Source organism: Staphylothermus marinus F1 (assembly GCF_000015945.1).
Taxonomy (GTDB): Archaea; Thermoproteota; Thermoprotei_A; order Sulfolobales; family Desulfurococcaceae; genus Staphylothermus; species Staphylothermus marinus.
In genome coordinates this window covers 769,165-793,603 of the sequence record NC_009033.1, presented here as the reverse complement: position 1 = coordinate 793,603, position 24,439 = coordinate 769,165, and the positions used below count along the sequence as shown (strand labels likewise).

Annotated in this window: 29 protein-coding genes and 2 tRNA genes; 9 read left to right on the top strand and 22 right to left on the bottom strand. The window is 35.2% G+C overall.

The features are described from left to right. Positions 1–2 precede the first annotated feature (2 nt). From SMAR_RS04090 to SMAR_RS04075, 4 genes are all read right to left on the bottom strand, one after another. A tRNA-Lys gene (locus SMAR_RS04090) sits at positions 3–76 on the bottom strand. Positions 77–186: 110 nt separating this feature from the next. Then, positions 187–288, bottom strand: a tRNA-Gln gene (locus SMAR_RS04085). Between the two features lie 106 nt (positions 289–394). Beyond that, a complete protein-coding gene (tes, locus tag SMAR_RS04080) occupies positions 395–2,089 on the bottom strand; it encodes a tetraether lipid synthase Tes (RefSeq protein ID WP_011839087.1) in 1,695 nt (564 codons plus the stop codon). 121 nt (positions 2,090–2,210) lie between these two features. After that, complete coding sequence (locus SMAR_RS04075) at positions 2,211–2,528, bottom strand: hypothetical protein (RefSeq protein ID WP_011839086.1); 318 nt, start codon at positions 2,526–2,528, stop codon at positions 2,211–2,213. Positions 2,529–2,692: 164 nt separating this feature from the next. Between SMAR_RS04075 and SMAR_RS04070 the strand changes: the two genes are divergently transcribed. Beyond that, complete coding sequence (locus SMAR_RS04070; protein WP_011839085.1) at positions 2,693–3,949, top strand: phosphoadenosine phosphosulfate reductase domain-containing protein; 1,257 nt, start codon at positions 2,693–2,695, stop codon at positions 3,947–3,949. Between the two features lie 16 nt (positions 3,950–3,965). Here SMAR_RS04070 and SMAR_RS04065 read toward each other — a convergent pair whose 3' ends face one another. Next, positions 3,966–4,988, bottom strand: coding sequence for a DUF1152 domain-containing protein (locus tag SMAR_RS04065; RefSeq protein ID WP_011839084.1), 1,023 nt, complete (start codon positions 4,986–4,988; stop codon positions 3,966–3,968). A gap of 60 nt (positions 4,989–5,048) precedes the next feature. Between SMAR_RS04065 and SMAR_RS04060 the strand changes: the two genes are divergently transcribed. Genes SMAR_RS04060 through SMAR_RS04050 form a run of 3 tightly spaced genes read left to right on the top strand, consistent with a single transcriptional unit; the run spans position 5,049 to position 7,234 of the window. Beyond that, the gene (locus SMAR_RS04060) at positions 5,049–5,633 is read left to right on the top strand and encodes an adenylate kinase family protein (RefSeq protein ID WP_011839083.1); all 585 of its coding nucleotides are present in this window, start codon (positions 5,049–5,051) and stop codon (positions 5,631–5,633) included. 2 nt (positions 5,634–5,635) lie between these two features. After that, positions 5,636–6,436 (top strand): GTPase, encoded by an 801-nt coding sequence (locus SMAR_RS04055; RefSeq protein WP_011839082.1) that lies wholly within the window; start codon positions 5,636–5,638, stop codon positions 6,434–6,436. 57 nt (positions 6,437–6,493) lie between these two features. Then, positions 6,494–7,234: a HesA/MoeB/ThiF family protein gene (locus SMAR_RS04050; RefSeq protein ID WP_011839081.1), complete on the top strand. Its 741-nt coding sequence runs from the start codon at positions 6,494–6,496 to the stop codon at positions 7,232–7,234. A 6-nt stretch (positions 7,235–7,240) separates the two neighbouring features. Here the strand turns inward: SMAR_RS04050 and SMAR_RS04045 are convergent, their stop codons facing one another. Together SMAR_RS04045 and SMAR_RS04040 are read right to left on the bottom strand one after the other, a co-directional pair. Further along, a complete protein-coding gene (locus SMAR_RS04045) occupies positions 7,241–7,510 on the bottom strand; it encodes a MoaD/ThiS family protein (protein ID WP_011839080.1) in 270 nt (89 codons plus the stop codon). A 19-nt stretch (positions 7,511–7,529) separates the two neighbouring features. Next, entirely contained in the window at positions 7,530–7,745 is a 216-nt protein-coding gene (locus SMAR_RS04040; protein ID WP_011839079.1) for a MoaD/ThiS family protein, read from the bottom strand. A 121-nt stretch (positions 7,746–7,866) separates the two neighbouring features. On the opposite strand from SMAR_RS04040, the gene SMAR_RS04035 reads away from it, so the two are divergent. The 3 genes from SMAR_RS04035 to SMAR_RS04025 are packed head-to-tail and all read left to right on the top strand — an operon-like array spanning position 7,867 to position 9,439. Next, positions 7,867–8,340, top strand: coding sequence for a DUF432 domain-containing protein (locus SMAR_RS04035; RefSeq protein WP_011839078.1), 474 nt, complete (start codon positions 7,867–7,869; stop codon positions 8,338–8,340). A 55-nt stretch (positions 8,341–8,395) separates the two neighbouring features. After that, positions 8,396–8,590, top strand: a complete 195-nt coding sequence (locus SMAR_RS04030; protein ID WP_052833826.1) for a hypothetical protein — start codon at positions 8,396–8,398, stop codon at positions 8,588–8,590. Next, positions 8,591–9,439: a mechanosensitive ion channel family protein gene (locus tag SMAR_RS04025; protein ID WP_011839076.1), complete on the top strand. Its 849-nt coding sequence runs from the start codon at positions 8,591–8,593 to the stop codon at positions 9,437–9,439. Positions 9,440–10,263: 824 nt separating this feature from the next. Here SMAR_RS04025 and SMAR_RS04020 read toward each other — a convergent pair. Then, positions 10,264–11,481: a nucleotidyltransferase family protein gene (locus tag SMAR_RS04020; RefSeq protein WP_011839075.1), complete on the bottom strand. Its 1,218-nt coding sequence runs from the start codon at positions 11,479–11,481 to the stop codon at positions 10,264–10,266. A gap of 65 nt (positions 11,482–11,546) precedes the next feature. Then, entirely contained in the window at positions 11,547–13,385 is a 1,839-nt protein-coding gene (gene glmS / locus SMAR_RS04015) for a glutamine--fructose-6-phosphate transaminase (isomerizing) (RefSeq protein WP_011839074.1), read from the bottom strand. Between the two features lie 117 nt (positions 13,386–13,502). On the opposite strand from glmS, the gene pyrH reads away from it, so the two are divergent. Further along, positions 13,503–14,177 (top strand): UMP kinase, encoded by a 675-nt coding sequence (pyrH, locus tag SMAR_RS04010; RefSeq protein ID WP_011839073.1) that lies wholly within the window; start codon positions 13,503–13,505, stop codon positions 14,175–14,177. Between the two features lie 5 nt (positions 14,178–14,182). On the opposite strand, the gene SMAR_RS04005 is transcribed toward pyrH, so the two are convergent. From SMAR_RS04005 to SMAR_RS03955, 11 genes are all read right to left on the bottom strand, one after another. After that, positions 14,183–14,878, bottom strand: coding sequence for an RNA methyltransferase (locus SMAR_RS04005; protein WP_011839072.1), 696 nt, complete (start codon positions 14,876–14,878; stop codon positions 14,183–14,185). Then, positions 14,863–15,423, bottom strand: coding sequence for a methyltransferase (locus SMAR_RS04000; RefSeq protein WP_011839071.1), 561 nt, complete (start codon positions 15,421–15,423; stop codon positions 14,863–14,865). The genes SMAR_RS04005 and SMAR_RS04000 overlap by 16 nt, the downstream gene beginning before the upstream one ends. A 47-nt stretch (positions 15,424–15,470) precedes the next feature. Beyond that, positions 15,471–16,277, bottom strand: coding sequence for a 16S rRNA (adenine(1518)-N(6)/adenine(1519)-N(6))-dimethyltransferase RsmA (gene rsmA / locus SMAR_RS03995; protein WP_011839070.1), 807 nt, complete (start codon positions 16,275–16,277; stop codon positions 15,471–15,473). A gap of 33 nt (positions 16,278–16,310) precedes the next feature. After that, entirely contained in the window at positions 16,311–16,952 is a 642-nt protein-coding gene (locus SMAR_RS03990; protein ID WP_011839069.1) for a DUF655 domain-containing protein, read from the bottom strand. Positions 16,953–17,076: 124 nt separating this feature from the next. Further along, the gene (locus SMAR_RS03985; protein ID WP_011839068.1) at positions 17,077–17,439 is read right to left on the bottom strand and encodes an RNA polymerase Rpb4 family protein; all 363 of its coding nucleotides are present in this window, start codon (positions 17,437–17,439) and stop codon (positions 17,077–17,079) included. A gap of 49 nt (positions 17,440–17,488) precedes the next feature. Then, positions 17,489–17,788: a 50S ribosomal protein L21e gene (locus tag SMAR_RS03980; RefSeq protein ID WP_011839067.1), complete on the bottom strand. Its 300-nt coding sequence runs from the start codon at positions 17,786–17,788 to the stop codon at positions 17,489–17,491. 123 nt (positions 17,789–17,911) lie between these two features. Then, positions 17,912–19,225, bottom strand: a complete 1,314-nt coding sequence (locus SMAR_RS03975) for a tRNA pseudouridine(54/55) synthase Pus10 (protein ID WP_052833825.1) — start codon at positions 19,223–19,225, stop codon at positions 17,912–17,914. After that, positions 19,191–19,766, bottom strand: coding sequence for an RNA methyltransferase (locus tag SMAR_RS03970; RefSeq protein WP_011839065.1), 576 nt, complete (start codon positions 19,764–19,766; stop codon positions 19,191–19,193). The genes SMAR_RS03975 and SMAR_RS03970 overlap by 35 nt, the downstream gene beginning before the upstream one ends. After that, on the bottom strand, positions 19,763–21,088 hold the full coding sequence (locus SMAR_RS03965; protein WP_011839064.1) for a signal recognition particle protein Srp54: 1,326 nt from the start codon (positions 21,086–21,088) through the stop codon (positions 19,763–19,765). Before SMAR_RS03965 ends, SMAR_RS03970 begins: the two co-directional genes overlap by 4 nt. A gap of 110 nt (positions 21,089–21,198) precedes the next feature. Next, a complete protein-coding gene (locus SMAR_RS03960; RefSeq protein WP_011839063.1) occupies positions 21,199–21,537 on the bottom strand; it encodes a hypothetical protein in 339 nt (112 codons plus the stop codon). Between the two features lie 296 nt (positions 21,538–21,833). Then, entirely contained in the window at positions 21,834–22,043 is a 210-nt protein-coding gene (locus SMAR_RS03955) for a hypothetical protein (RefSeq protein WP_148676749.1), read from the bottom strand. A 355-nt stretch (positions 22,044–22,398) separates the two neighbouring features. On the opposite strand from SMAR_RS03955, the gene SMAR_RS03950 reads away from it, so the two are divergent. Beyond that, positions 22,399–23,274, top strand: a complete 876-nt coding sequence (locus SMAR_RS03950; RefSeq protein WP_011839062.1) for a hypothetical protein — start codon at positions 22,399–22,401, stop codon at positions 23,272–23,274. Positions 23,275–23,416: 142 nt separating this feature from the next. On the opposite strand, the gene SMAR_RS03945 is transcribed toward SMAR_RS03950, so the two are convergent. Both SMAR_RS03945 and SMAR_RS03940 read right to left on the bottom strand, forming a co-directional pair. Next, a complete protein-coding gene (locus SMAR_RS03945) occupies positions 23,417–23,824 on the bottom strand; it encodes a nucleotidyltransferase domain-containing protein (RefSeq protein ID WP_052833823.1) in 408 nt (135 codons plus the stop codon). Then, positions 23,805–24,215 (bottom strand): HEPN domain-containing protein, encoded by a 411-nt coding sequence (locus SMAR_RS03940; RefSeq protein WP_011839060.1) that lies wholly within the window; start codon positions 24,213–24,215, stop codon positions 23,805–23,807. Before SMAR_RS03940 ends, SMAR_RS03945 begins: the two co-directional genes overlap by 20 nt. Positions 24,216–24,439: the final 224 nt, after the last annotated feature.

Here is a 24,439-nt window from a genome sequence, read left to right as displayed (position 1 = left end):
AGCGGGCCCGCCGGGATTTGAACCCGGGACCTACGGGTTAAAAGCCCGCCGCTCTACCAGGCTGAGCTACGGGCCCATAACCCTTCTAGAAACTATAACAGTTAAAACTGTAATATAAAGCTAATCTTTCGTGAATAATGGATAGAGGACAATGGAGTTATTGAAAACTTTGATGAAAGTTAAAAGTGGTAGCCGGGCGGGGATTCGAACCCCGGTCACGGGGGTTCTCCTCACCCGTTGAGCGGGTGATCCAAAGCCCCGCATCCTTGGCCGCTAGACGACCCGGCTACTTCTATTTAATGTATTGGTGTTTTTGGCCGTTTTAAATCTTTATTATTTAGGATTTATTATTTAGGAGAAGTTTTGTTTAGGAGAAGAATTTAATTTTAAAAACTTATCTTTTAGTTAATTCTATTATTCCTTCATAGGTTTTCTTATATATCTCGGTTGATTCTAATAGTCTTCTATTTCTAATATATTTCTTTGTGACGACTTTTGGTGGCAATCCATATTTCTTACTATATTCCTCTAATGGTATTCCGTATTCTCTCTGTGTTTTATCTCTATATATGTCTTCGAATATGTTGAATGCACAGAACGGTATTAATCTTCCATCTGGTGCTGCATAGTGGATGTTGCATCTCTGTACACGCTGTATATCGTAATTGTATAGATCCATGAAATGCATCATTCCAAGAAACACCATCTTATAGTGTAGTTCTCCTAGAGCTTCATAGTTTCTCCTAATAATTATATTCAGCAATAATTTATAGAGATCAAATCCTTCTGGCGCCCTCTTTTGATCAATGAATTTACGAATGCTATATAGTATTTTCATACCTACCATGAGCCTTGTTGAACCATATAATAAGTCTTCCCATTTATACTTCAAGTATTCTAGGAAACCTTCAACATCTACAAAATTTGTTATGGGCACTAATCTTGTTGTTCCATCGCTTCTGCGCTCAACATATACATAAGTGCCGGCTCCACACATCGGATGATTAGCCATTTCAAACTTGAATTCTTTAGCAAATGCTTCAATGAATCTTGAAAAGATCGCACTAACAGGTATTGGGAACCAAGCTTCCCTAGGTACTTCTCCATCTGTTTGTTCTTCAATAAGCTTTATAACATCAGGGATCGTGATTCTAAACTTAGCTCTTTCATGTTTCTTCATCATACCGGTGAGGCTGACTGGTTGGAAGTTAACAGCTCTTACAATGTCAACGTGTTTCGCGGCAAATCTCACTATTGCTCCCACTTCATGTGTGTTTACATTATTTATCACTGTTGGAACTAATACTACGCTAGTCATCTTAGCCTTTCTGAATACTTCGAAAATATATGGTATTTCCCAGTGATTCTTCCAGTTAGTAATAGGAGATACGCCATCGAAGCTTAGATAAACTGTATTCACACCACTTGTTCTAAGAGCTCTAGCATACTCTATTGCTTTAACTGGATCCTCCCAGTATAGCTCAGAGAATTTTATACCATTAGTGTTTAATTGGAGATGCCTTACCCCCTCAGCTTTTAAGGCTTTAACAATATCGATAAGGTCTTCTCTGAGAGTTGGTTCTCCACCTGTTAACTGAACATTAACTGCAACGCCTTGCTTCTTTATTTGTCTAATCATTGACACTATCTGTTCTATTGTTGGTTCATACACGTATCCAGCAGCTTCTGCATAGAAGAAACAATACCAACAGCTAAGATTGCATCTATTAGTTAATACAATATTTACTAGTGCACTGTGTTGTTTATGCATAGGACATAATCCACAATTGAATGGGCATGGACGCGTTACAGGTGTATAGATATGTCTAGCTCCTCTGCCTTCTTCATCCCACTTAATCATTTTCTTATAGATTTCTACGTCTCCATAATATAGTTCCTCGATCTCACCATGTTCTGGGCAAACTCTCCTAATATATACTTTTCCATTACGCTCTACAACTATTGAAGGTAATATCCGGTAACAATATGGGCAAACACTCTGAGTAATAGTTAGTAATTCTTCTCCTTCCCTAACCTTGGGAAGCTTATAGGAGATTTCACCAATATGTTTGGTTATTTGAAGAGTCAACTAGATCACCATCACATATAGATAAACAAGCCTAGGTAGTCTTACCACATAGTTAGTTCTCATGATTTATATTTTTTCCTATCCCACTATAATATTATAAATTTAATCAATAAAAATACAGTTAGATCTCAAACTCTTTAATAGCTCTTTTCCTATTAAATTCTTTAATAGCTTTTGCAAGATCTCTTATTTTCTCAATACTAATAGCTGTCTTAAGATCATCTATTTCCTCAGCTGATTCAATAATTATTCCTCTAAAAGCATCTTCTCTACGAATCATTAATGCTAAACTTGCTGGTTTAATTGATGAACGACTCTGTTTTTCAGGTAGTTTAACGAGTTCAATAATTATTCTACCTGATTTTACAACTGGTCTACGCTCCCAATCTTTCATCTCATTAAATAGGTTTTCCAACTTACTAATTAGTTCTTCACTCATATAGTATACGCCTCCATTATAAGCCTATAAACTTGTTATTTGCTAATATCTCCTAGTATAGATACATGTGGTATGAAATATAATATTTAATAGTCAATAAATATTTTCAACCATAATGATAAAGCAGTTTATTTATTATAGAGATATGGAAGGTAAAAATATATATGTATTGGATGTATAATGTAGTAGTAAAGGATCCTAGTATAGAGGATTATGTAAGAAAAACTCTGAACAAATATTATGGTAAATGGATTAATCTATCGAGAAAACAAAAGAATAACTCATATAATATAGTGGTTTCAACCGGGGAGAAAACCTCTATCCAGCTCACCGACCCAATAACAGTACATATACAGCTCGATCACAAACTTATAGGTCAACAGTTTAAATTAGCTAAAATTATAGAAACAGGTAGAGCTTTTCTTAGAAACCATATAGTATGGAACAACACATACAAGCTTGGCTTAAAAGGTGAAATGCTTGAACAATACGAGATAAAGCCTGCATATGATGTTTGGCTTGCTTTAGGCAAGGATTATCACAAATTACTTTTAAGTACTGGTTTAAACCCGCCGATCAATGCTTTGATCAATAAGAGATTCGCTGGAGAACACTATGTATATGATGGACCATATCTTCACGGTAAAATAATTGTGCCCGATAAAGGCTATATGCTGAAGAGTATAAAGTATAAAGATAAAGTATATGAGTCAATAGATCTAGATGAAATATTGAAAAAGAACAATGATACATTATTAATGAACTTATTTGTCGCCCGCAGATTTCTCGATAGTCTTGGTAAACCAGATATTGTTCTAGTAAGTTTTAGTGGTGGAAAGGATAGTTTAGTAGTTCTACACATGGCTAAAATGCATTATGGAGAAGATATGGTTAGAGGCATATATGTTGATACAGGTGTTGATTTTCCCCATACTAGGAAATATGTTGAAGAAATAAGTACAATGCTTGGTTTAGAAATAGATATTGTGAGAGCTGATGTAGATATATTATTGCCTAAGAAGGGATTACCTACAAAAAATAATCGATGGTGCACATTAAGAAAAACTCATGCTTTCAAAAAGAGGCTTAAATGGTATAAGAAAAGATTTGATCGAATTCTCGTACTCGTAGGTGATAGAGATAGCGAATCTGTATTAAGAGCTAGAAAACCTCCTGTTCGTAAAAGAGAAGGATATCTAGAAGCAGCACCTATTAAGCAGTGGAGCACATTCCTTGTTCAACTATATCATTTAAAATATGATCTACCACTGAATCCTTTATATTTAAAAGGATTCTATAGGCTCGGATGTTATATATGTCCAGCACTAACTGCTCTAGAAAAACATGTAATGTTTAATTACATGTTTAGAGAACTCAAAGATCTTTATTGGTTTAAAGAGTTTTGGAGAAGAAATCAGTAAGGGCGTTTATCTTCATCTATTCCTCGGTAGATTGGTCGTTCATCATTCTAAGTCTTCTTATCCCTTTTCTCCTAATATTTAATATTTCTTCTCCTGAGAGTTCTAGAGGATCAACATTTAGAGTTTGAATGTCTTTTTCTAAATTATACTCTGTATAAATACCTGCATTATTCAGTTTATTATTAGCTTCTTCTAGAGAATAAGTATTATTAACTAATTGTGCAGGCTTAGATAAACCATAAGTTATTCTGGGGTCAGTCATGAACATTAATGTATTGATAAGATTAATTTTTATAGACCTAGTATTTTTCCTTATCGGCATGTCTCCTTGGAAACCTTGGAAGGCTATTAATGCGGCTCTGCTGGCTTCGCTTTTAGCGTATTTGAGGATTTTCTCTAAAACTATTATATCGCTTTGCTCAAGACCCATGGCTCCATAGTAGCCTTTCATTGAAGCAATCATGCTGAGCCTCTGCAACACATATTCTTGGCTTAATTCTCCATCACTACCTGGCGAATGTACTATTAGATAGGAGTTTTTGAAATGGTTAAGCATTGCTAAACCCATAGAGTCTGCTAGGGGGCTCCACAAGTTGTCTTCATATCCTTCTGCAAGAACATCCCCTCCAACATCTACTCCTACAATCTTGTCTATACCATATTTTTCATCTACTCTACTAACTCCCTCCACGTATCCCTGGACACCGCTCCATAGATCAAAAACAAATACTTCTTCGTTAAGTGCTTTAGAAACATTTACTGCTTGGAAAACAATTTTCCTACCATGACGTACAGCATATGATTCCTGATTAATTATTCCCGCATACTTATCTACAAGTTTAATTTTTCTTATCTCATCTAAGTGGATGGGTCCAGGAACAGGATCGTATACGAATCTCTCCCATACAATACTGCCAATATATGTTTTAACGCCTAGTTTTCTCAACATATAAGCTATTACAGCCGCGGATACTATATCTCCTCCACCACCTATACCGATAACTAATACTTTATCGTTTCTTGAAAACATGCTCAACATATTTTGAGCACCTAAAGATATCTATAGAACAGAGCTGAGTTAATAAGTGGTGCACAAGTTATGGGGAGAGTAGTTATTATAGCTGGCACTCCGGGGACTGGTAAGACGACAATTGCTAGATTATTATCGAAGAGAATAAATGCTGTACATGTAGATGTTAGCAGATATGTTATAGACAATAAGTTATATATAGACTATGATTCTATGCATCTAAGCTATGTTATTGATGAAGAAAAAGTTGTCAAGAAATTACTGGAACTAGTTGAGAAGAGCGATAAAATAGTTATTATAGATACACATTATCCCGAGATCTTACCTCCTAATATTGTAGAATATGTTTTCGTTTTGAGAACAAATCCTATTATATTAGAGGAAAGGTTGAGGAAGAAGGGCTGGCCTTGGAGAAAGATTAGAGAAAACGTTATGGCTGAAATATTATCTATCGTGGTATCTAACGCTATAAACAGGTTTGGCGAGGACAAGGTATTCGAAATAGATACTTCTAATAAAACACCTGAGAAAGTTGTTGAGGAAATAATAGGTATTATTAAAGGATATATTAAGCCGTTTAAACAGAGAATCGATTGGTTATCCCTGCTAAAACCAGAGGATATAATGAGGTATGAGAAAAGCGGTGAAGAATAGAAATGGTTAAGGGATTCATACTAGCTGGCTGGAATGATCTGAGGAGAATAGTGTCTAGGGCAGATGTAGTATTAGAAGTTGTTGATGCTAGAGAACCAATGAGTACTCGGAGTAGGAAGTTAGAAAAAATAGTTTATGAGCTTGGAAGAGAATTGATAATTGTACTTAATAAAAGCGACTTAGTACCTAGAACTATTGTTGAAGAATGGGCTAGGTTATTGAGGAGTAGAGGATATAATGTAGTCTATATCGCAGCAACTAAACATATGGGTACAAGGATTCTTAGGAGAAGAATTAAAGAAGTTGCACCAGCATTACCCGTTATAGTAGCTGTTACCGGATATCCTAAAACAGGTAAATCTTCAATAATTAACGCGTTGAAAGGAAGACATTCAGCTTCCACAAGCCCAATACCCGGCAGTCCAGGCTATACTCATCATGCTCAATTATACCGTGTGGAGAAGAATATTTTAATGATAGATACCCCTGGAGTAATCCCTGTGGAGGGTTCTTCTCTTGAAAGAATATTGAGGGGTATAAGTCCTGAACAACTAGATGATCCAGTGCCCCCAGCAGTAGAGCTTATTCGTAGAATAATTAAGTGTTCACCCAACGCATTTGTTAGAGCATATGGTATATCTTCCAGAGACCCCTACGTTATTCTCGAGGAACTAGCAGTTAAACGCGGTTGGTACTATAAAACAACTAAAGAACCATTAATAGAGGAATCTGCTAGAACAATAATTAGAGATTACCATAAAGGAAAAATCCCATATTATGTTAAACCACACGAATATATTTAACTCTCATAACTATTATTTTCATAATGTAGAAAAATAATGTTTCTTGGAGAGCTTAACATGTTATCTGAGAAAGAAATTGATAGGTATAGTAGACAATTACCTATTATAGGATTGGAAGGGCAACAAAAACTTAAGAAATCAACAGTTGTTATCGTAGGTGTGGGGGGACTAGGATCGGCTGCATCATATTATTTAGCAGCATCCGGTATTGGGAAACTTATACTTATCGATAACGGCTTGGTAGAGGAAAGTAATTTACAGAGACAAATACTTTATACTGTCAATGATATTGGGAAACCAAAGGTTGAGGTAGCTGCTGAAAGGCTTAGATTACTTAATCCATACATAGAAATAATACCTGTTAATGAGTTCTTCGATGAAAACGTTGCTATGAAATATTTTAGAGTTGCAGATGTAGTTGTTGATGCTCTAGATAATTGGGAGGGTAGGCTGGTTATTGATAAAATTGCTCATAAACTTGGCAAACCATTTATCCATGCTGGAGTACATGGTTTCTATGGTCAATTAACAGTTATTATTCCTAAAAAGACTCCTTGTCTAAAATGTATATTTCCCAAAAAACCCTCATATACTGTATCTCCTCTACCAATAATTCCAACCACACCAGGAGTATTAGGTGTTCTCGAGGCTAATGAAGCATTAAAGATTCTTCTTGGGAAAGGAGAAATATTTGCTAATAAGCTACTAGTATATGATGGATTAACGGGGATGTTTGAAGTATTAAAGCTTAGCATGTCTCCAGATTGCCCTGTATGCACTGAATACTATGAAAAATAATGTTTTCTAACCGCCCATTTCAGGTGTTGTAAAAACTACTCTATCATTATCTTTGAGTTTATAATTAGGTTCATCAACGGGTTTCCCATTAACAAAGATGGCGAAAACAAGTCTACCATTTTTAACTCCTCTATAAAATCTCGGACTTAGTTCTTTCCCTATAGCTTCTATTAAATCATTTAATGTAGCATTATCATCTAATATGAAGTCATGAAAATGCTTACCTACAACATCTCCCGCTCGTGCTAGGAAAACGACTCTAACCTTTATTGTCATATTTACCACCACTAAATATTTATCCACCAGTAGCTTGTCTTATTATTAATACCTTGTCTCCTTCTCTTATCATGTTTTCCCCTTCTTTGTCTAAATCAATTAACCGATCATTTATAACTAGGGCTACAGAGTCAGGATCATCTATGTCCAGCAGATCCAGTAGATCCTTTGCCTTAATATTTTTCTTATCTACAATAAAGGTTTTTCTATCAGGTAAAACAGTAATTTTGATCACTTTAACGACACCTTTTTATGAAATATTTTTGTATAGAACTTATTATCTAGTTTACTATATGTTTTAATGTGTCAAAACATGATTTATAGTTTGTAATTTATAGAAGGGGTATTTCGAGAATATGTCTGGTTTCGGCGTAATTGAAGATAAGGTATCAATAAATAATCATGTGATCGTTGTTGAGAAAGAGGGTGAAATAGCTCATTACTATAGATATGTTAATGGTGAAGTAAGGGTTTCTAAAACAATTGTTAAGCCTGTACGTTTCGAACTTGTGCCTTTCTATCCAGTAATGTTGCCTATAAGATTTACCAATTATATACTAGTCGAACTGTCTAGGAATATTCTTGTTCCGAGCAAGGGCGAAGTAACTATTTACGTCAAGATCCCGGTTAACTTGGCAGTTTATGCTTATGGTCGTCATCGTAGATTTAAAATTATAGATGTCTTTTCCATAAATAAGATCAAGTATACATTGTATGGTATTCCAGATAGAGGGATTGTTGCAAGATATTGGAGATCTCCTCCTAATGTAGATCTTCCGGAGCCCATGATGGGTGAAGCAATTGCTCTAGTAAATATTAGGAATAGATAGGAATAGATATGATGGATGGGTTGAGATAGGTAAGATACTGCTTGATTCACAAATATTGAGGCTATACTATATTCCTAGATCGTGGACAGCATATACACAGGTAGTAATTATGGCTGTGAATTCTCCTATAACAGCGACAATTTATTATGGTAGAAGAATAGAAGCGAATGCCAAACCCATTCATGATCCTCCTGCTTTTAAGCCTCCACGTATACTGGCTAAAACAGAAATGTTGTGGGGCTTGAAATAAATGGATGGTTTTAACGTAACTGGTCTAGTTGAAATGTTCGAGAATATTGATTGGTTAAAAGTATTGATAGCAATGATAATATTTGTAGCAGGAGTTCTAGCGGCGTCGATATTTAGAATACTATTCTATAAATTATTCATAAGATTCCTACCAGAGCCTACCAGTAGGAATGTTGCACGTGCAATATACTATTCTACTGTATTCGTAGCTGGAGTTCTAGCATTAGGTTATCTAGGAATAGATTTAACAGCATTTATTGTAGCAGGTGGAATTATTGGTATAGTTCTGGGTTTCGCTCTTCAAAACATTACAGCTAACTTGTTCTCAGGTCTTTTCTTGTACTGGGAAAAACCATTCAAAATAGGCGATTTAGTCCGTATAAGCGATATTGAGGGGTGGGTTACAGATATAACGATTATGTCTACACGTATATTAGGATTTGATGGAGTTAAAATAAGAATTCCGAATCAAACAGTTTATCAATCACTTATTAGAAACTATTATGCTACTAGGGTTAGGAGAATAGATTTCGTTGTAGGCATAGCATATAAGGAAGATGCTGAAAAAGCCTATAAGGTTATTGAGAAAGTAATAGATGAACATCCACTAGTACTCGTTAATCCTCCTCCAGACATATATGTTTATGAGCTGGGAAATAGCAGTGTAAACATATTAGTGCGAGTATGGGTTCCATCGAGATGGGATCTAACCTACAAAGTCATAAAGGATCTGCTGTGGAAAATTAAGAAATCAATAAGTGAAGCAGGAATAGAAATACCCTTTATACAGAATGATGTATGGTTCCGTATACCATTAAAAATAAGGCTAGAGGAGTCTAAGGAAACCTAAAATATACTGTTTCTTAACAAGTATTTTTGTTTAAATACATCAACAATATACAGGTATCTAGGGAAAAATAAGTTAATTAAGCAAAAGATCATAAATGATCAAGCCGGGTTGGTAACAATTTTTATGTATTAAATAAGTGTTATGTATTAAAATAGAAGTGTATATGTTTCATGGAGACTTAATAGGGTAGTTAATCACCAATTAACTTCCATCTAGGACAGTTAATTCCCCGATCACATATCTCCAAAGGATCTCGCAGATCTTCAAAGATACTTTTCAAAATAGAGAACAATATACGATTTCCCAAACCATAATTAATATTTTAATCACTATCCAATAATATGATCAGAAATCATAAATACATGAATAGATCAAGCATGGAGCTCCTAAACATTAATGCCTAAACTAAATCTTATACATAGCATGATGAGTAAATGTTAAACCTGATACTGTTGAATTCTTAGGTAATTGTTCAAATTGATCGATAATATTACTGATCCAATATGATCAACTGTTTCTAAGCTGTGAGAACCTAGGTAAAAATACGGTTTAATCCCCGGATCTTTATCGATAGGTAATACTCATATGGGATTAGACACTTTTATAAGTTCCAGATATGTTTTATAGAATTAATAAATATTTCAGTGATTCTTAATAGTATTCTTATTTCTTATATGTGTCTTTTACCATATATGGTATTACTGATCCAACCTGATCCTGGGTTTTTTGATATATTTTACCTAGGTGTTTTCCGGGTTTTGTGGGGGGTAACTGTTTTTAGGGTATTACTTATATGTGTTTTGATATTTGTTTGTATTTCTATACTATATTAGGGTTTTTGGTTTTATTATTGATTCTTGTTTTATTATTTTTCCTGGTGATATTGTTGTTGATGCTCCTATTCTTGTATTGTATCCTATTACTGCGCCCATTTTTCTAATTATTTTTGTTGGTGGATGTACTAGGTGTGTTCTTAGTCTTGGTGGTTTTTCTTTTTCTGGGAGTACGTTTAGGATTGTTGTGTTTGTTCCTATTGTACAGTTTTCTCCTATTATTGAATCTACTATTGTTACTTTACTGTCTAATAATGTATATGGTTGTATATTTGATTTCTTTATTTCATTATATGATCCTATTCTTACCCTATATTCTGCATCGCTGTATTCTCTTATGAAACTATGTGCTCCTATGAATACTTTTTCTCCTATATATGCTGGTCCTTTGATTACTGAATAGTGGTCAATATATGTATTATCTTCTATTATTACTGGACCTTTTATTATGGTTGTTGATTCTATTTCTGCTTTGTTACTTATTTTTGAATGTTTTAGTTCTGATAATAACTGGTATGTTGCTTCCAGTATATCTGTTGGGTATCCTATATCTATCCATAGCTTGTTCCATAGAACTGTTTTTACTTTACCATTCATTGCTAGCTTGTTTATTGCTTCTGGTAAGGTATTGTTTTCTTCTAGGTAGTCTAGAATAGTTGTTGGCAGTATATATATTCCTCCAACAATATATGTTTGATCAGCTTCTCTAGCTTGTTCTCCACTAATTATTTTTTCAACGTATCCTTCCTCGTTTATTATTGCTAAACCATATGTTTCAGCATATTCTGGATCATATGGTGCTATAAGTATTGTAGCATCTGGTTCCTCCCTATAGTGTGTTGATAATAATAAATTGAATGCTTCAGGATCAACTATTATATCTCCGTATACTAAGAAGAAGTAATCAGTATCTCTAAGCTTGTTCTCAGCAACAAGTATTGCTTCACGAACACTTGTGCCCACAACTTGTTTAATCGGAGTAATTGTTCCTAAACTAATACTATTAGCTGTTTCAACAACTTCTTCCTCCCCCTCCCTATATACTAGAATTGTTTCTCCACGATTAACTCTCTGAATACTTGTTAATGGATAATAGAGAATTGGTTTACCTAGGATCCTCAATAATACCTTATTTTTACCTGGTGGTATTAGGACTGAGAGTTCTGGTTTAGCTTTTCCAGCTGCTAATACGAGGTTTTTCAACGTCATAATTCATAACCCTGCATAAACTATTTGTTTATTATGGGTAAAAGAAGTATTGATTTATACATGGCTTATTCCACTGTAACTGTTTTTGCTAGGTTTCTGGGTTTATCGGGGTCGTATCCTTTACTAACCGCTGTATAGTATGCTAGTAATTGTTGTGGTGGTATATGTGTTATTGGTGTTAGTATCCAGTGTGTATCAGGTATTTTAAACTGGTAATCTAACTGGTCGCTTAAACTAGTATTCTCAGATGCTACACCAATAATAACTGCTCCACGAGCTTTCATTTCCTGAATATTTCCAAGCAATAACTTCTCTAAATCTTCTCTATTAGGAATTGTGAAAACAACCGGGAATTCTTCTTCAACCAAAGCTATTGGGCCATGCTTAGATTCTCCTGCAGGATAAGCTTCTGCATGAATATAAGCTATTTCTTTAAGCTTTAAAGCTCCTTCCATAGCTACTGGTACACCGATAGATCTGCTTAAATAATAAGCATTACCAATACTTCTAAACCATTCAGCCAATCTTTTAGCAACAGGTTCTGAACGAGAAATTACTTTACCAACAACCTCCCCACTCTTACCAAGCCATTCACGAAGCTTGTCAGCCTCAGATTTTCTAAGAGAACCAGATGCTTCAGCATAAGCTATTGCTAGCCAAGACAATACAAGTGATTGAGTAGTAAATGTTTTAGTTGCAGCAACACCTATCTCTGGACCGGCTCTAGTATAGATTGCTATATTGCTTTCACGAGGAATAGCTGAATCAACAACATTACTAACAGCTACTACTCTAACACCTCTATCCTTAAAAGCTCTCAAAGCTTTTAAAGCATCCATTGTTTCCCCGCTTTGACTAACAACAATTAATAAGTCTCTATCACTAGCAGTTAAATAATAGGATTCATACTCGCTAGCAATAAATGGTGTAACTAATCTCTTACCCAAAGTATTCATTAATAATGAAAAATAATATGATGCATGAAAACTCGTACCAGCAGCTGTAACATATATCTTATCCGCATCAAGCATTAACTTAACAGTTTCATCAACAGCAATATCATGTAGTATACCATAATATGTATCCTTCAATGCACGAGGTTGCTCATGGATTTCTTTAAGCATGAAATGAGCATAACCACCACGGGTAGCGTCTTCAAGACTCCACTCAACAACTCTAACATATTTCCTCCAATCAACCACACCACCCCTAATATCCTCTACATAAATACTTGTAGGTGTAACATATCCTAACCACCCATCTCTAACAGTAATAATTCTCCTAGTATACTCTAGTAAAGCAGGAATATCACTAGCTAAAATATTGAATCCATCACCCAATCCAATAATTAATGGACTATCTTTCTTAGCAAAAAATATCTTATCAGGCTCAATACTAGAGATCATTATTAATGCATAGCTTCCATCAATCATTTCAACAGCTTTCCTAAAAGCTTTAAAGAGGTCATTTGTATTCTTATATAGTTCCTCTACAAGATGAGGAAAAACCTCTGTATCAGTATCACTTCTAAAAACATGTCCCTTATCAATCAACATTTTCTTTAATTCTCTAAAATTCTGAATAATACCATTATGAACAACAGCTATTCTTCCAGAACAATCAATATGTGGATGAGCATTATTATCACTAGGAGTACCGTGAGTAGCCCATCTAGTATGGCCAATAACAGTTAAACCCTCAATACTCGATAAACCAATTCTACGCTCAAGATCAGCAATTCTACCCTTCCCCTTCAAAACCCTTACACACCCACCAACAACAGAAGCAACACCAGCAGAATCATAACCTCTATACTCAAGCCTTAACAAACCACGATAAACCATAACACCAGGACTATAAGGAGTCTTACCAAGTAAAGCAACAACCCCAATTATACCGCACAAACCAATAACCACCCAGTCAATATATTTAGCTATCCATATTATTGTCTTAAAGAATACTATCAACAATTATAAATATATAAATAAATAATCACTACCACACATATAGGGTGCTATGCGTTGAGCAACACGTTAGTCATAAAAATTACTGGAAAACTATTCGACACAAATGCTTCCTTAATAAAGAAATATGTGGAAATATTCAAGGATCTAAGCGGAAAATATAAATTAGCAATAATAACCGGAGGAGGAGGACTAGCACGAAAATACATTGGTTATGCGAGAGAAATAGGTGTATCATCTAATTATTGGCTAGACATGATAGGTATAAGATCAGCACAACTAAACGCATACTTATTAATTTCAAGCCTATACCCCAAAGCCTATCCAGAACCAGTAAACAACCTAGAAGAATTATTGAGAATAATGAATAACTATGAAATAGCTGTTCTAGGAGGATTAATACCTGGACAATCAACATCATCTGTAGCATTAGAAGTAGCTGAAGCTCTAGGAGTCAGTAAAGTAATAGATTACTCTGCTATAGACAAAGTCTATGATAAAGATCCTCTGAAATATCCAGATGCAAAACCATACGATAAAATATCAATAGCAAAACTGAGAGAAATACTTAGACAAAAACAATTACCAGGAGAATACGCATTAATAGATCTAAGAGCACTAGACATTGCTGAGAGAAGCAAAATAACAATAATCATTACACATTACAAAAAACCAAATACCATATACGATATACTAAGAGGAGAAAACCCGGGAACAATAATTTATCCATAAAATACTTATTCTAGCTTACCTAGAACTTTTCTTAACCAATAAGTTAAAAGTCTAGCTTCATACTTGCTAATCCTAGACCTATAAATAATCTTTTTCCAAATCTCCATAATTCTCGATACCTTCTCATCTTTAACGAGAACTTTCTTAGAAATATCATGTATAAGTTTAAGAATAAACTCGATCTCATCTCTCCCGGCTGATGGAGGAATATTTTCTGCACGAACACCCCTGATATTCCATATCTCCCATAAAAACACTGCAACAGCTTGACTAAGATTCAAAACAGGATACTCGGGATTAGCGGGAATAGTTACTAAGACATCAGCATATCTAAGCTCCTTCCTAGTTAAACCAGTGCTTTCCCTCCCAAACAATATAGCTAACCTGTTTACACGCCCCTTCACCATTTCGACAAAGTCTCTGAGGGGAACAGCTTGTCTAACCACATCACCAACACTATAGCCTTTAGCCGTAGTAGCTACAACTAGATCAACATCTTTAATAGCATCCACTAAATCATCGACAATAATAGCTTTCTTCAAATAATCACTTGCCTTAGCAGCATATCTAAGAGCTTCCTCAAGATCAGCGGCAGGCTTAACTAAGTATAATTCGTCTACACCGAAATTAACACATGTTCTAGCAATAAATCCTAGATTAACAGATCCCTCGATCCCTACAAGAACTACTCTAACATACACTTCTTAACAGCCTCCACAACAATGATGTCTTCGAAAAAGAAATGCTTAATATTTTTCCTAACAATACGAAAACACTTCTTAGACAAATAATTCTCAATAATAATTGGTTGTGAAAGCGAAGAATATACTAGGTAGAAAACACCATTTTCAACTAGGAGATAATATGCTGAATCTATGAATTCGAGAACAGCCTCATACCCCCTAGATCCGCCGACTAAGCTATAATCATACAAGTTCTCCGGAGTACCTGGGAGATATGGTGGATTAGCAACTACTAGTTCAAAATAATTCTCAAGTATAGAATCATTATCTATGGAAGCAACTAATCCTTTATGCTGATAATTATTTAATTTAAGATTATATACTGTATTTAAAAGAGCAACTGGATTAATATCTATAAATAATGTTTTGGAACAAATATTTTTTGAAAGCAAATATAACCCCACAACACCTGTTCCACAACCTAGATCAACACAGTTATTGAAATAATCATTATCCCTAATAGTCTCCAGTAATAACCAAGTATCATCACTCGGCTCATACACATTGTAGAATACAGCTAACCTAGAGAAACCTAAGTCGACAACATATCTTATATTATCTCCTCCGCTAATTTCAAGAACACCTCCGGAGACAAATCATATACTCTAGCTTTATCATCAATACCTAGCCTACGAATCACGTCAATGTTTAAACCCAGCTCACTCATTATCGTCTTTAAAGCTTTCTTCCTTCTCTTACTAAATAATAATCTAGTAACTTCTTCAACTCTTGATATAACCTCATCATATCTACGTTTTCTCTTCAAAATAATCATTTGAGACGAAACCTCTGGTCTAGGATAAAAAAATATTGGTGGATAAACAGGCCCCTTCTCTATATCGAAGACTAATCTAGTTAAAACAGTAATTCTACCATATTCTTTAGTGCCAGGCCTAGCCAGTAATCTATCCACTACATCTTTTTGAAAAACAAAAACTGCGTATCCAACAGAATTGCTTCTAGCAGTTTTAACAATTATATCGCTTGTAATATGGTATGGTGCGTTTGAAATAACTTGTTCAACACTCCAATCAAGATCTAAAGCATTACCATTGATCAGTATTCCTCGAGGACTAATTAGATCCCTGCATATTCTCGATAATCTCTCATCAATTTCTATAAAAACACTATATTTCGAAGCTTTTCTCGATAAATAATAAGATAATGAACCTATACCAGCCCCAATCTCCAACAACGTTTTATTAGGCAATACATGCTTGAGGAAATCATGTATAATTCTTGGATTCACAATAAAGTTTTGACTAAGCTTCTTCCTAGGCCTTATACCGTGTTTTCTGAGAAGATTTATTGTCCAAAAATATAGTGCTCGACTACTAGTTAGTGGAGGAGCAGACAAGAATAACCACTGTAGGAGAGGTATAGTTATGATCTAGAAGATCTCGCCGTATATTCTCTCTAAATATCCTAGATAAATACCCTTCCTTTCAGGAGGTTTAATGAATAAATAGTATTTCTCGCCTCCCCTAAGCTCATCAATTATTCTTTCTGTCAAAACCTTGACTGGATCAATTTTTGTTCTTTCACGTATATCCTTAAAGCTTTCAAATCTCTTACGTTCACGTTCATAAAGTATAGACCTCATAGTTTTCTTACCTATTCCAGGCAATAATTCTAATGCGTGAAGCCTTATATTGACTGGTTCAGCAATATTAAAGAATTCAACAAAGTATTTCTCATTTTCCAAAATAATTCTCTTAACAGCTTCTTCGAGATTTGTCCTAGCAACACTAGTTAAGTCATCGTAAACTATATAGATAGGTCTACGAACTTTCGAATGAGGACCTAGATCAACTTTTTCAAATATTTCAAGCCTAATAGCTGGAAGAGGAACAGCTTCTAACAAGGTAAAATACTTTGTACCTATACCCTGTGCAACAGGCTGGTTCCTGTGCTCATAGTGTCTATCAGTTGGATTACCAAACTCCATGAAGTCGAGGACAATCATGTAGGGCTCCTTGCAATAGAACCGCCGCTCCCCGCGCCTACCGGTTCTTCTCCTATAAGCATACATTTAACCCACCTAGATGAGATAAATCCCGTATTTCTACACTACTTATATTTGCGTATATCTAGCCTTAATTTTTTATGTTAAACAATACTAGGAAAGAGAAAATGTTGATTGTCAAAAATCATGTTCATTCTTTACAATACGGTTTAATAGTCTCTAGTATTTGTTGAGCTGTCTCCGTATCAATAACTTTTTCTTCAAGCTCGAAAAGTATGCGGAGCTCGTCAAGAGTTTGTGGACAAATATTTATGATCATAATTATTGTTTCATCTTTCAAATCCATATTTTTAAGTACATTCCTTAAAGCTTCAGATGATTCAGGCTCCATTTTCGAGAACTCAGATAGATAATGCAGGGTCTTCGATAGTAGCATCGATACAGATCCTTCTCTCTCCTGTATTTTATCAACAGCTTTTTTAAGAAGTTTGTATGCTTCGGGATTTGATAACAGTTTCTCCTCTAATATCTCTACATCTAGTTCTTCAGCCAAAAGCCTTCACCTGATCAAGGTATGTTTATTAATATATAAATAGTTGATGCTAAGCTTTTGCAGGTCTTAAGTGTTCTGGTCTAATAAATAATGTTTTCTCCTTATCTCCAAGAGTGATTTTTACAATATATGCTTTCCCTCTCTTACCAATTATTGTCCCTGTTTTTCCATGGTATCTTCTATGAGGCATTCCCTTATGTATTGCTGGATTAACAACAATATGTACTTTATCTCCAGGCTTATAATCTATCATTAATAAGCTTAGAGGTGGAACAGCTCCTTTTTCACGAATATGTTTACTGAAGACCTTCCTAGTTCTATGCCTGTATCCCCTAGGTGCTTTAACCATGTTGTTCTCCCCTATACTTCTCCATATAAACTACTTTGTCCACACGTGTTTGTTCCGCATTATAGACTAGTATTCAAGATAATAAGATTTACCCATTATAAAGAATTCTTTTCTCCCAATATACTATTTTGTTTCAACAACAAATACGTCGAGCTCTAATGGATAAGCTTGTACGCCTAGAATATCTGTGAAGCTAGGAGTAGTTCTGCCATCATCTCCGTGTACAAGTTCTTTAACATATAAGCCCCCGTCACAATATACTATTGCTTCAAATAATTTATCATGTAACATTTTAGTCTTAATCTCATATACTCTTCTTATTCTTAGAGTATCTTTTTTACGTCTCAGAATCCTCTTAGGTGTTCGTTGATGAATAACTCTATTCCTATACTCTTCTTCTAACATCCTCAATTTATCAATAGTTATAGGCTCAGCAGTATATACTAGGATCTTATATGCCTTCCTCTTCTTTGACCCCTCACCCTTTAAATACTCGATCTTAGCCCTTGAAGAATAACCAGTAATTTCTGCTTCGATAAGAGTTGATCTGAGCAGTTCATTTATTAAATCCATATCCACATATCTAAACCTCGGATTTTTCACTTCGATAACCATAGGCCTACCTGTTCCAAGCATTCTAGCATCAACATCCTCTCTGCCAGAAGCGTGGAGAACTATTCTTTCAGATTCAAATATTTCTCGTAGCCTATCATTGAAGAATTCTTCTAAACTATAAGGGTACTCCTTGATCCCCGTTTTAGATAACCATATTGTATGTGAAATATTTCTTCCACGCTTCCAGTATCTTCCCTCAAACAATATTGGATTAACAACTGCCCTCACCTCATCTGTTTCATAATCAATTATTACCATGACATCTGGTCGATCAAAATCCGGTATATAACCATATTTATCCCTAACTATTTTTCCAACCTCCCTCTTAATCTCGTTCTTAATTGATTCACTAGTTTCTAACCCGGAAAAACTCGATACTTCTATTTCTCTAAGCATTGTTTCCTGAGACAATGACACACCTATTATAAACGTATATGCATTATATTGTTCCAGGAGCCCAGCCGCTTTTCTAGCAAGATATTCAAAGTATTCTTCGCTTAGCTTATTTCCGCAAATATAGCATTTTGCAGGCTCTATTTTTTCCTCATATATTTTCTCATACAGTCTCGTAATAGGGTCTCCAGCGTTTACAGCGTATTTTCTAAGAGTTTCTTTATCAATTATTTTATCTTGGAGTTCTTTATGAAGGATCATTTGTAGAATTGTCTTAATAGCATATCCTCTCTCAGAATTCTTTAGTTGCAAACCATATTTAGCAAATTGTCTGCCTAAACAATGATGGCATAGAGGATACCTTGCCAACAAAGCCTTAGCTGTCCTAATCATCTTAGCTGATTGGTTCTCTATACTCGATTCTTCCATATCGCCTAATCCACCCACCAAACGCTTTATCGATTATGTGGTGACTAAAAATAATGAATGATACTGTATCCGGTGCTTTAACCGTTAATATAGTGGAATACCTTAATTGGTATAAATGTTTCATTGAGTAATTATCAATTATCAATATATTAAATAATGTATTAGTTAACGGGCTCCAAGCAATTAATTTTTCGTCTAAATAATATTTGCTACTATTAGTTAAGACGAGATCATAGCTATTGTTTTCCATAGAGAATATTGATGAAGGATAAATATTTGTTCCAACAAACAATTTGTTTCCGCAGAAAAACTTGTTGATAAAGCCTCTCAAACTTTTCTCTTCCGCATATAGGTGCCTTAACTTATATCCGTTTAGTGAGTAAGCTATTTTTCTAGTATGATCTAGTATGTATAGTATTGTATCAATTCTTATCCCGTGACTTACAAGTAGGCTGTGGAGAACAATGTTTTTTACAGTCTCAAGGTTTTTGCATGGATTATTTATTGAGACAATAACTGTTCTATGAGGCTTGTAATTCATGGTTTAAAGCCGAGCTGTAGTTTTTCAAGGAGATCCCTGCGTTTGCGGAGTTGTTTAGATAACTTCTTCATCATTTCATATTGTTTCAATAATTCGCGCACGTCTTCAGGCTTAACACCTGCTCCATAAGCTATTCTCCTAATTCTTCTCCGATCAATTATTTCGGGCTTATCTAGTTCTTCATAAGTCATAGAATTTATGATTGCAAGCCATTTCTTGATTTTCTCCTCTGCTTTCCCAGCCTCTATTTCTAATGGTATTTTCAGGCTTAGCCCCGGGATCATTTGTAGTATTTTTCTCAGAGGACCCATTTTCCTTAAGCTAACAAGTTGTTTATAAACAAGCCTCATATTTAATCTTCCAGACAAAAACTCCTCGACATCCTTCTCTGTAAACTCTACCTTGATCCTTCTAACCTTCTCAATTAATCCTTCAAGATCCCCTATGCCCAGTATTCTAGCAACAAATCTCGGGGGCCTAAATACTTCTAGCTCATCTATTTTCTCACCAGTACCTATAAACTTGATCGTTGCACCAGTCACTGCTACAGCTGATAATGCTCCGCCACCCTTCGCTGTGCCATCGAGTTTTGTAACAATTATTGATCCTATCGGTGTTGCTTCATGGAATTTCTTCGCAAGATCATGTGCTTGTTGACCTATTGCGGCATCTATTACTAGAACCACTTCGTCAGGCTTAATGTTCTCAGCTATCTCTCTCATCTCCCTTAACAAGTCTTCCTCTCTATGATGCCTGCCAGCGGTATCAACAATCACTATGTCGAATCCACGCGATACAAAGTATTCTACACCCCTCCTAGCAATCTCTACTGCATCTTTATTGTCTGGTTCACCATATACTGGAACACCTATTTGTTCACCCAATTGTTTCAACTGGTCATAAGCTGCAGGCCTATATGTGTCTGCAGCAACTAATCCTACACGGTATCCTTCTAGCTTATAATAATATGCTAGCTTAGCAGCAGTTGTTGTCTTACCACTACCCTGCAATCCTACGAGGAGCATGACCCATGGCTTCTTCTTAGGCTTTATATCCGGCTTTTTGTCTCCACCAAAGAATTTTGATAACTCCTCATATACTATGTTTACAAACCATTCACGCCTAGTAATACCTGGCGGGGGTTCTTCTTTTAGAGCTCTCTCCCTGATCTTCTTGGTAAGCTCTAAGACAAGCTTGACATTAACATCAGCTTTTATAAGCTCCTTCTGAAGATCCCTAATAAACTCCTTAACAGCTCTCTCATAATCCCCCTTACCGCTGAGAAATCTTGATAACGCCTTCCTAACACCATCCAACACCATATCTATCAACACCACTACTTATCCAAACACTCCTAAACAAACAACCTATCAACATATAGTGATTAAACCCTTAAATAGAAATACTATACAGAGATACATAATAATCTAAACTAATAAACCATACTAATTAAATAAGCAATCAGTAAAGCTAGAAGCATTCCTAACAATATAGACAGTATTGACGATAGCTCATTGTGACCAACAAACATAGCAGATCTAGTTTTATCAGCAAGCTCTGGATAAACTATTGATTTCCTCCCCAAATCAACTACTGGGTAAAAAGATGAAAACAATACACCCAATAATACTAATAATCCAGCAATCAAGGTGTATAGGAAATAATACTTGAAAAATAACCTACTAAAACCATTAAACAAATAATCCAGTATAGCAGCAGTAACTAGTATAATCAATGCTTCAACAAGTACACGCTTCAAAAACCTATACATACAAGCATCCTCCCCATATAGAAATTCTTCTAGCCTACAATCATTATATCGTTTATCCTCTAAGAAAACAATAACTTATAGCTGGGTGGAAAACATAGACCTCGTTCTTATACCAATATAAAGATCAGTGATCAACAATGTGATTAGGAGTTGTTCAAGTATGTAAAGAATAGATAAAGTCTCGTGGAGTTTGACCCTGCCATATTTATGTGAAGCGTTGAATAGAAAGCTAATAAGTATATGCCTAGAAATTATTGAGTTTAAGAAAAACGCGTCGAAATAATGCTGGTGCCTCATTATAGAGGTCGCGGTCTAAGCAATGCCTTTATCAACAATAATGTTAGTAATACGAGGATGAATGCTCCAATTATGATAAGCAATAATGATCCGATATAATATAGCTCGTAAGATGCTTTCTCAGGCCTACTATATGTTAGCGGGTGAAGCATGAGGACATCGAGGATTAGGGAGTAATAATATAACGAATAATCCTGCTCCATACCCACATCCATACCTAGGCATACTTCATCACATCTTCAATATATTATTTTGAGCATTTTCCCATAAACCTTTTATGTTATTACACATTATCTAATATTACTCAGCATATTACGTGCCATAGCACATTAGAATCCATATTTTCAAATAATAAAGCCCCACTATCAAATCATAATTTACGGCTAATAATAATGAAGTAGTATAAACAACTAGAACATTTTTCAATTCCGACCTATTATAAACAACAATTTAAACGAACTCTTTTATAACTTGTTAGATACTCAACTGTTATTCGAGCAAAAGATTTAATCGGCGAAAATCTTCAAAATATTCTTCTATCCTATAAAATATTGGCGGAGAAGCTTGAGGGAATGGGTTTTAATCGCTTTAATAATGGCAATAGTTGTTGGAAGTCTTGGAATAACCATTTATAACCCTAGTTCTCAACTAGTTTATAGCATTGATGAGAACGGGCTTAGGCGTTTTCTGGAGAGCCAGTATGTTTCAAGCATAGGGCTTTTAAGGGCATCAACTACTACATATCCAGATAATGTAACGATCTATATAGCTAACGATAATGTTTTGGCTACCAGGGCTTTAGCGGTTTTAGGTTCTCCACTAGCCTCTAAAGTCCTTACTGTTTTGAATAATAATTTTAGCGGGGGATGGAATGGTAAAATAGATGTTTTACTGGGCAGAGACATACCCGATAAATTTTATTCTAGCTATGATCAACTCATTAAAGAAGTAGATGGATATAGGATAGTGTGGGAGAAGCTGAACTATTCTTCACCAATAACTAATTGGTATAGCTACGCTGATCTACTAGTCTACTATGCATTAGATAAACTATTAAGAGGTTCTAGATCTGAGGCTGAGCAGTCTTTTCTTAACCTAACCAAGATGTGGGACGGCTATGGTTTTAGAGACATAGTTGTGAATAAGACTGGAGTCTATGCTGTGTATAAGTGTGCATTATTCATATATCTGTATAAAGCATTAGAATGTGCGGGTTCAAAAATTGTTAATAATTACCACTACATATATGAGAAATGCCTAAAAATAATAAGTGAAGCACAAGACCTAAAACATGGAGGGGTTCATACTGATTATAGATTTGTGGATGGGGAAATAGTGATAGAAGGAGACATGAACACTGAAACCACAAGCATAGTAGTATTAGCTTTATACAGCAACTACCCGAAAATAATAGGTGAACAAGCTGGGCCTAGTGTATAGTATGGTTTGTTTAAGTGTTTTAATGTTCCTATTACGATGCTATGCTAAGACCATAGTCGCATAGTGGATCCAGTCTGTATCACTACAAGCTTTGTTCTGTTGGTGTTTTTAAAGTGTTTAAGATGATAGTGTTTTTAATATATTATCTAGGTATTAGTATCGTTGTGTTTGTCCGCTTTAAACCTTTCTTTTTAAGCTTATCGTATTCTTTAATTATTTCTTCTAGATCATTTGTTGCATAAAGTATTTTTCCTTCTTCTAGTGCATCCACTATAATAGGGTTTCCTCTCTTAAGCATATCTAAGGCTTCGCTTAGCGTGTATGGATGTGGTTCTATATTTAATGGTATATCACCTATTATGTCGAGGATTATTTTTATTCTGTCAAGGTATTTCTCCTTGAAATCAGCTATGATGAGTATATCGTAGTCGCTCCAAGGCATCCAGTCTCCCCGCGCTCTAGAACCAAATAATATTATTCCCTTCACATTCAATACTTTAACTAAACGATTTACAGCTTTCTCTAGAAGTTTATTCTCTTCTACCACCATGTATCACCTTTCTAGCATAATCAACTATCTTTTTTGATGCTTCCAAAGCTCTCCTCGACGTTTCCTCATCATAAGCTTCATGAGGGGTTCCTACTGGTAGAGCGTTAGGGTATCTTGAGGGAATATAGTGTCTATCAAGTTCACGTGCACATCTTAATAATTCCTGATCGGGGTTAATGCCTACTTTCTCAAAGTATCTTAGCAGTAATGTTCTGACACTATGTCCCCACGGAGCCTCATTGATAAAATATAATAGTGCCTTAGCAGCTTTCTCAGCAGCTTGGTGAGAATAGAATGCTGAAGCATTGTATCTTCTCTCCCGGTGAAGTATTAATGCCGTTTCATAATCCCATAAAGCTTCATCAAGCCATCTAATCGCTTCATTTCTCACATAGATCCCCTAATAGAATTTAATATATAGTGGTCCTATACATTCGTTTTTGTCTCTAAAAACATATAATCATGTAACTATATTTTATTAGTGTCCTTAGTAGCCTCTATGCTATAGGAAACCTTATTGTAAAGACTGGGCTAGAGTGTTTTAATTACTGGTATGTTGTTCTGCCACTAACCTATATATTGACATATATATTGTGGAGGAAGAACCGGAAATCA

Coding starts and splice junctions, on each gene's coding strand:
- SMAR_RS04065 (WP_011839084.1), bottom strand. CDS start 4,988: ATGTTGAGCATGTTTTCAAGAAACGATAAAGTATTAGTTATCGGTATA.
- SMAR_RS04055 (WP_011839082.1), top strand. CDS start 5,636: ATGGTTAAGGGATTCATACTAGCTGGCTGGAATGATCTGAGGAGAATA.
- SMAR_RS03945 (WP_052833823.1), bottom strand. CDS start 23,824: ATGGTGGTAGAAGAGAATAAACTTCTAGAGAAAGCTGTAAATCGTTTA.
- SMAR_RS04070 (WP_011839085.1), top strand. CDS start 2,693: ATGTATTGGATGTATAATGTAGTAGTAAAGGATCCTAGTATAGAGGAT.
- SMAR_RS04045 (WP_011839080.1), bottom strand. CDS start 7,510: ATGACAATAAAGGTTAGAGTCGTTTTCCTAGCACGAGCGGGAGATGTT.
- SMAR_RS04035 (WP_011839078.1), top strand. CDS start 7,867: ATGTCTGGTTTCGGCGTAATTGAAGATAAGGTATCAATAAATAATCAT.
- SMAR_RS04060 (WP_011839083.1), top strand. CDS start 5,049: ATGGGGAGAGTAGTTATTATAGCTGGCACTCCGGGGACTGGTAAGACG.
- SMAR_RS04020 (WP_011839075.1), bottom strand. CDS start 11,481: ATGACGTTGAAAAACCTCGTATTAGCAGCTGGAAAAGCTAAACCAGAA.
- SMAR_RS04050 (WP_011839081.1), top strand. CDS start 6,494: ATGTTATCTGAGAAAGAAATTGATAGGTATAGTAGACAATTACCTATT.
- SMAR_RS03975 (WP_052833825.1), bottom strand. CDS start 19,225: ATGGAAGAATCGAGTATAGAGAACCAATCAGCTAAGATGATTAGGACA.
- SMAR_RS04075 (WP_011839086.1), bottom strand. CDS start 2,528: ATGAGTGAAGAACTAATTAGTAAGTTGGAAAACCTATTTAATGAGATG.
- SMAR_RS03970 (WP_011839065.1), bottom strand. CDS start 19,766: ATGAATTACAAGCCTCATAGAACAGTTATTGTCTCAATAAATAATCCA.
- SMAR_RS03980 (WP_011839067.1), bottom strand. CDS start 17,788: ATGGTTAAAGCACCTAGGGGATACAGGCATAGAACTAGGAAGGTCTTC.
- SMAR_RS03990 (WP_011839069.1), bottom strand. CDS start 16,952: ATGTATGCTTATAGGAGAAGAACCGGTAGGCGCGGGGAGCGGCGGTTC.
- SMAR_RS04025 (WP_011839076.1), top strand. CDS start 8,591: ATGGATGGTTTTAACGTAACTGGTCTAGTTGAAATGTTCGAGAATATT.
- SMAR_RS03965 (WP_011839064.1), bottom strand. CDS start 21,088: ATGGTGTTGGATGGTGTTAGGAAGGCGTTATCAAGATTTCTCAGCGGT.
- SMAR_RS03960 (WP_011839063.1), bottom strand. CDS start 21,537: ATGTATAGGTTTTTGAAGCGTGTACTTGTTGAAGCATTGATTATACTA.